The 6,053-nt window shown below is 67.5% G+C and carries 6 protein-coding genes; 2 read left to right on the forward strand and 4 right to left on the reverse strand.

Going from position 1 to position 6,053, the window contains the following annotated elements; translation table 11 throughout:
• Nucleotides 1–136: 136 nt before the first annotated feature.
• The 4 genes from ACCC94_RS27030 to aroC form a co-directional block, all read right to left on the reverse strand.
• Nucleotides 137–682 (reverse strand): 1,2-dihydroxy-3-keto-5-methylthiopentene dioxygenase, encoded by a 546-nt coding sequence (locus tag ACCC94_RS27030; protein WP_413352681.1) that lies wholly within the window; start codon nt 680–682, stop codon nt 137–139.
• A gap of 47 nt (nt 683–729) precedes the next feature.
• Nucleotides 730–1,356: a methylthioribulose 1-phosphate dehydratase gene (locus ACCC94_RS27035; RefSeq protein ID WP_413352682.1), complete on the reverse strand. Its 627-nt coding sequence runs from the start codon at nt 1,354–1,356 to the stop codon at nt 730–732.
• Nucleotides 1,340–2,500, reverse strand: coding sequence for an MFS transporter (locus tag ACCC94_RS27040; RefSeq protein ID WP_413352683.1), 1,161 nt, complete (start codon nt 2,498–2,500; stop codon nt 1,340–1,342). Before ACCC94_RS27040 ends, ACCC94_RS27035 begins: the two co-directional genes overlap by 17 nt.
• A gap of 62 nt (nt 2,501–2,562) precedes the next feature.
• Nucleotides 2,563–3,654: a chorismate synthase gene (gene aroC / locus ACCC94_RS27045; protein ID WP_413352684.1), complete on the reverse strand. Its 1,092-nt coding sequence runs from the start codon at nt 3,652–3,654 to the stop codon at nt 2,563–2,565.
• 122 nt (nt 3,655–3,776) lie between these two features.
• Here aroC and ACCC94_RS27050 point away from each other — a divergent pair, with 122 nt between their 5' ends.
• Together ACCC94_RS27050 and ACCC94_RS27055 are read left to right on the forward strand one after the other, a co-directional pair.
• Complete coding sequence (locus ACCC94_RS27050; RefSeq protein WP_413352685.1) at nt 3,777–4,823, forward strand: alpha/beta hydrolase; 1,047 nt, start codon at nt 3,777–3,779, stop codon at nt 4,821–4,823.
• A gap of 48 nt (nt 4,824–4,871) precedes the next feature.
• Complete coding sequence (locus tag ACCC94_RS27055) at nt 4,872–5,651, forward strand: hypothetical protein (protein ID WP_413352686.1); 780 nt, start codon at nt 4,872–4,874, stop codon at nt 5,649–5,651.
• Nucleotides 5,652–6,053 lie beyond the last annotated feature (402 nt).

Raw genomic sequence — 6,053 nt, forward strand, 5'->3', positions numbered from 1 at the left:
CGGGGGGGGGGGGGCGGGGCGGGGGTCCCCCTGTCGGCGCGCGGTGGCTCGCTACCCGCTCCCGGGGGGGGGTTTGTGCGCGCCAACGCGCGCTCCTACGAAGAGCGCAGAGCAAGGGATGCCCTACAGCTGCGTTTCAGTCTTCCAGCAACGGAAACCGCTTGGCGATCTCGTCGCCGGTGAACTTCGCGACCCAGCCCTCGGCGTTGTTGAACAGGCGAATGGCGACGAAGTGCGGGCGCTCGCCCATGTCGAACCAGTGGCGGGTGCCGGCGGGCACCGAGATCAGGTCGTTCTTCTCGCACAACACGGCGTACACATGATCCTCGATGTGCAGGGTGAACAGTCCGCGCCCGGCGACGAAGAAGCGCACTTCGTCCTCGCCGTGGCGGTGCTCGTCGAGGAACTTGGCACGCAGCTCATCCTTCTGCGGATGGTCGGCGCTGAGGCTGACCACATCGACGGTGACGTAACCCTGCTCTTCCTGCAGGCGGCGAATCTCGTGCTGGTAGGCGGCGATCACTTCTTCCTGGCTGGCGCCGGGGACGATGGGCGCGTTGGCCGCCCAGCGCTGGAAGCGCACGCCCAGCTCGCCCAGGGTGGAGGCGATGTCCTCGGCGTGGGTCAGCAGCTTCAACGGCTGCTCGGGGTTGGATTCGTGATAGACGGTCAGGCTGCTCATGGTCGTTATCCTTCTGGGCTGTTTCCGCAATAACGGGCCGGATTCGCTCAGCGCGTGCCGCCGCGAAGGCTCAGTACTTTCAGTTCGCATTCGAAAAGGAATTCGAAGGCTTCGATCTGGCGCAGGGCATCGGCCATGCGTGGGCCCCAAGTGTACAGGCCGTGGCCGCGGATCAGGTAACCGGGGCAGTCCGGATGCGCGTCCAGCCAGGGCTGCACCTTGGCCGCCAGGCGAGCGATGTCCTGGTCGTTATCGAAGATCGGCACGGTGACCCGGCCTTCGTGGGTGCTGACGCCGGCAAAGGCCTTCTGCAGCTCGTAGTCTTCCAGCTCCAGGCAATCACCAGCGGTCAGGCGCGAGAGCACGGTGGCGTTGACCGAATGGGTGTGCAGCACCGCGCCGATTTCCGCCCGCCAGGCGTAGAGCTGGGTGTGCAGCAGGGTTTCCGCCGAGGGCTTCTTGCCGGGCTCCAGGCTGTTGCCGCAGAGATCCGTTTCCAGCACGTCGTCCTCGCCGAGCTGGCCCTTGTGCTTGCCCGAAACGGTGAGCAGCGCGCGGTCGGCCGACAGGCGCGTCGAGTAATTGCTGCTGGTGGCCGGCGACCAGCCACGGCCATAGAGAAAACGCCCGGCCTCGATGATCTGCCGGGTCAATTGTTCACGGGTGTCGTTCATGCGGGTCCTCGTTCAGACGGGTCCAGATGATGAAGGCGGCGGCCAGCGCGGCGATGCTGGCGATGGCGAAGGTCCAGGCCGGGCCAAGGCTACCCCAGCTGTAGCCGGAGTAAAGCGCGCCCAGTGCGCCGCCGGTCCCCGCCAGCGCGGCATAGAGCGCCTGGCCCTGGCCTTGCTGGCGCGCCTGGAAGCTGCGCTGGACGAAATGAATGGCGGCCGCGTGGAAGCTGCCGAAGGTCGCCGCGTGCAGCAACTGGGCGAGCAGCAACACCGCCAGGTGCCCGGCCAGCGAACCCAGCAGCAGCCAGCGCAAGGCCGCCAGCAGGAAGCTCGCCGCCAGCACCTGGCGCAGGGAAAAGCGCTTGAGCAGACGCGGCATGACCAGGAACAGCAGCACTTCGGCGACCACGCCCAGCGCCCAGAGCTGGCCGATCAGCCCGCGGGCATAGCCGAGCGATTCCAGGTGCAGGGTCAGGAAGGTGTAGTACGGGCCGTGGGACAGCTGCATCAGGCACACGCAGAGATAGAACGCGAGCACGCCGGGCTTGAGCAGTTGCTGGCGAAAGCCCCCGGCACTGGCCTCGTCCTGCCGCGCCGGCGGCTGGGCATTCGGCACCCACCAACTCGCGCCAATGATGCCGAGCATGATCGCCAGCAACGCCAGCGGATAGGCGTCGAGGCTGGCGAACTCGAACAACCAGCCCAGGCCGACCACCGTGCAGATGAAGCCGATGGAGCCCCACAGGCGGATACGGCTGTAGCTTTCGGTACGCCCGCTCAGGTGCGCCAGGGTGATCACTTCGAACTGCGGCAGCACCGCGTGCCAGAAGAAGGCGTGCCCGGCCATGATCAGCGCCAGCCACGCATAGCCGTGGCCGAGGAAGATGCCGGCGAAGCACAGCGCCGTGCACACCGCGCCAAAGCGCACGATGGCCAGCCGCTGGCCGCTGCGGTCGCCCAGCCAGCCCCACAGGTTCGGTGCCACGCAGCGCATCAGCATGGGGATGGCGACCAGCTCGCCGATCCGCGCGCTGGAGAAGCCCAGGTGATGGAAATACAGCGCGAGGAACGGCGCCGTCCCGCCCAGCAGGCAGAAGTAGAAGAAGTAGAAACTGGACAGCCGCCAGTAAGGGAGAGCAGCCATAAGCGGCAAGCTTGAAGCTGCAAGCGAAGAGCCGGGAATCGCGCCCGCTTGCAGCTTGTGGCTCAGAGCTGGCCGAGAATCGGCGTATTGACCTTCACGTCGGCATTCTGCGCGCGGTGGCGCAGCAGGTGGTCGAGCAGCACGATGGCCATCATCGCCTCGGCGATGGGGGTCGCGCGGATGCCCACGCACGGGTCGTGGCGGCCCTTGGTGATGACGTCCACCGGGTTGCCGTTCACGTCGATGGAACGACCGGGAGTGGTGATGCTGGAGGTCGGCTTGAGCGCCAGGTGGGCGACGATCGGCTGGCCGGAGGAGATGCCGCCGAGGATGCCGCCGGCGTTGTTCGACAGGAAGCCTTCCGGGGTCAGCTCGTCGCGGTGCTCGGTGCCGCGCTGGGCGACGCTGGCGAAGCCGGCGCCGATTTCCACGCCCTTCACCGCGTTGATGCTCATCAGCGCGTGGGCCAGTTCGGCGTCCAGGCGGTCGAAGATCGGCTCGCCCAGGCCCGGCGGCACGCCTTCGGCGACCACGGTAATCTTCGCGCCGACCGAATCCTGGTCACGGCGCAGCTGGTCCATGTAGGCCTCCAGCTCCGGCACCTTGTCCGGATCGGGGCTGAAAAAGGCGTTGTCTTCAACGCTGTCCCAGGTCTTGAAGGGGATTTCGATCGGGCCGAGCTGGCTCATGTAGCCGCGCACGCTGATGCCCATGCCTGCCAGCACCTTCTTGGCGATGGCACCGGCGGCCACGCGCATGGCCGTCTCACGCGCCGAGGAACGGCCGCCGCCACGGTAGTCACGCACACCGTACTTGTGGTGGTAGGTGTAATCGGCGTGGGCCGGGCGGAACAGGTCCTTGATCGCCGAGTAGTCCTTGGACTTCTGGTCGGTGTTGCGGATCAGCAGGCCGATCGGAGTGCCGGTGGTCTTGCCCTCGAACACGCCGGAGAGGATTTCCACCTCATCGGCTTCCTGGCGCTGGGTGGTATGGCGGCTGGTGCCGGGCTTGCGGCGGTCCAGGTCGCGCTGCAGGTCTTCCAGGGAAATCTCCAGGCCGGGCGGGCAGCCGTCGACGATGGCGACCAGCGCCGGGCCGTGGCTTTCGCCAGCGGTGGTGACGGTGAACAGCTTGCCGTAGGTGTTGCCGGACATGCGAGGCTCCGCGGAAGACTAGGGATCGAAAAGGCCGAGCAGTATACCTGCGTCAATCCGCCCTGCGAACCTTCGCCGCCCGCGAGGATCAAAGCGCCATCAGCCCCGTCGCGAAGTCCTCGATGCGCCGTCTCGCCCTGCTCTGCTTACTGTCCATCGCCTGCCTCCTCACGAGCCTGGCCCAGGCCGCCCCTACCAGCATCCTGCAACGCCCCTATGACCTGGATACGGGCCACGGCGTGCTGCGCGGCACCCTGCTGCTGCCGCAGACCCCAACCTCCCAATCGCAGAACCCGCCGCCAGTGGCCCTGCTGATCGCCGGCTCCGGCCCGACCGACCGCGACGGCAACAATCCCGAGGGCGGGCAGAACGCCTACCTGCGCAAGCTGGCCGAGGCACTGGCGGAGAACGGTATCGCCAGCGTGCGCTACGACAAGCGCGGCGTGGCCCGCAGCCTGCCGGCAGCGCCACGCGAGGAAGAACTCAGCGTCGAGGCCTACGTCAGCGACGTGGTGGCCTGGAGCGACAAGCTGGCCCACGATCCGCGCTTCGGCCGGCAGATTCTCATCGGCCACAGCGAGGGCGCACTGATCGCCAGCCTGGCTGCCCCGCAGACCCACGCCGAGGCGCTGGTTTCCCTTGCCGGCAGCGCCCGCCCCATCGGCGACGTGCTGCGCGAACAGCTGCAGGGCCGCCTGCCGCCGCCCCTGCTGGCCCAGGCCGACCAGTTGATCGACGAACTGCAGGCCGGACAGCTGCAGCCCCGCGTGCCGGAACCGCTGAAGGTACTGTTCCGCCCCAGCGTGCAGCCCTACCTGATCTCGCTGTTCCGCCAGGACCCGGCCGCCGCCTTCGCCGCGCTCAGGCTGCCCACCCTGATCCTGCAAGGCACCAACGACATCCAGGTCGGCGTCGAGGATGCCCAGGCGCTCAAGCGCGCCAAGCCCGACAGCGATTTCCACCTGATTTCGGGAATGAACCACATCCTGCGCATCGTTCCGACCAGCGGTCCGCAGCAGCTTGCCTCCTACAACAACCCCAATCTGCCGCTGGCGCGCGAGCTGGTGCAGCGCGTCACGGCTTTCATCCGGCAGACGCCGACCCTGCCCGGTGGCACGCTGGCGGAATCTGGAGCGAACGTCTCAAGAAATCCGCCGCTGCGTCGATAAACCACGGGAGAGCCCTGGCCACGCCCGCCAGGCCCCGAGGTAGACCCCATGACCGAAGCCGAACAGACCGCCGTCGCCGCCGACGAGGCTGCCGCCCGCCCGCACCCTTGGGCGGAGCTGGCGCCGGAACACTATCGCCTGCTGCGCCTGGCGCCGCTGCCCACCGACCGTACCACCGGCGCACGCCCGCTGCGCTTCGTGCAGCTCGGCCGGGTGGAGCGCCACAACGGCGAGCAGAGCCTGCTGCGCCTGACCATCCAGGTGCCCGGCCAGGTGCTGCGCAAGGAAGTGAACCTGCTGGAGGTCTGGGCGGACCACCGCAACAAGGAAGTGCGCTTCGGCGCCGATTCAGGCTTTGCCACCGAACCGCTGAACCGCGGCCTGGGACGCTTCCTGCTGGCCCAGGGCGTGGCGTGGGCGAAGAAGAAGTGGTCGCACTACCGCGTCGAGGGCGGCGCGCTGGCGATGAAGGACGTGCCCAACGAAGAGGCCCGGCAGCGCCGCGACCACTTCCTGCGCGCCCAGGGCTTCGACGTGATCTACGAGGATTCGCGGCTGCTGAAGGCGCGCTACAGCGTCGGCCGGGTCAGCGAGCTGTATGACGATTGGCATAAGGACAAGGTGCAGATACTCCCCCTGCTGGAAGCCGGCGCCATGCTCGAACAGGCCGACCAGAACCTCGCCACCCAGGCCAACGAGATCCGCCGGCTGGAACAGCGCATCGAGACCTTCCGCCGCGACGACACCAGCCTGCGTTTCACCATTGCCTGCCTGACGGTGTTCGCCGTGTTCCAGGCCGGGCTGCTGATCTGGATTGCCACGCACTGAGGCGTGGCATACCGCCACCGTGCCCTCGCAGACATCCGAGGCGGCGTCGGGCGATCGCGGACAGATCCTCTCCTACCTGAAATATCGCGCCGGGGCAGGCCCTCTCCCCCGCCCTGGCTGCGCGCCCCGCTCCGAAGGGAGAGGGAGCTATCTGAGCCGGCTGACACCGTGGTTTCAGCCGGCACCCAACCAGTCCCCTCTCCCTTCAGGGAGAGGGTTAGGAAGAGGGCAAATCCAAGCCACGAACTATCAGAAGAAGACAGTTGCTCCTACCCAAAGCCCCCCCGCGTACGAGCGGACTTCGTCCGCGATTGGCTGAAGCCCGCAACGCCACGTCCGGCCGGCTTTTGTAGGAGCGAGCTTGCTCGCGAACCGCCCAACCCCGCAGCTACCGGTGAGCAC

This window comes from Pseudomonas sp. Pseusp97 (genome assembly GCF_047304025.1).
Classification (GTDB): Bacteria; Pseudomonadota; Gammaproteobacteria; order Pseudomonadales; family Pseudomonadaceae; genus Pseudomonas.

What these genes read in the sequence shown, in the direction of transcription:
- ACCC94_RS27035 (WP_413352682.1), bottom strand. Translation starts at nt 1,356, where the DNA reads ATGAACGACACCCGTGAACAATTGACCCGGCAGATCATCGAGGCCGGG.
- ACCC94_RS27055 (WP_413352686.1), top strand. Translation starts at nt 4,872, where the DNA reads ATGACCGAAGCCGAACAGACCGCCGTCGCCGCCGACGAGGCTGCCGCC.
- ACCC94_RS27050 (WP_413352685.1), top strand. Translation starts at nt 3,777, where the DNA reads ATGCGCCGTCTCGCCCTGCTCTGCTTACTGTCCATCGCCTGCCTCCTC.
- ACCC94_RS27040 (WP_413352683.1), bottom strand. Translation starts at nt 2,500, where the DNA reads ATGGCTGCTCTCCCTTACTGGCGGCTGTCCAGTTTCTACTTCTTCTAC.
- aroC (WP_413352684.1), bottom strand. Translation starts at nt 3,654, where the DNA reads ATGTCCGGCAACACCTACGGCAAGCTGTTCACCGTCACCACCGCTGGC.
- ACCC94_RS27030 (WP_413352681.1), bottom strand. Translation starts at nt 682, where the DNA reads ATGAGCAGCCTGACCGTCTATCACGAATCCAACCCCGAGCAGCCGTTG.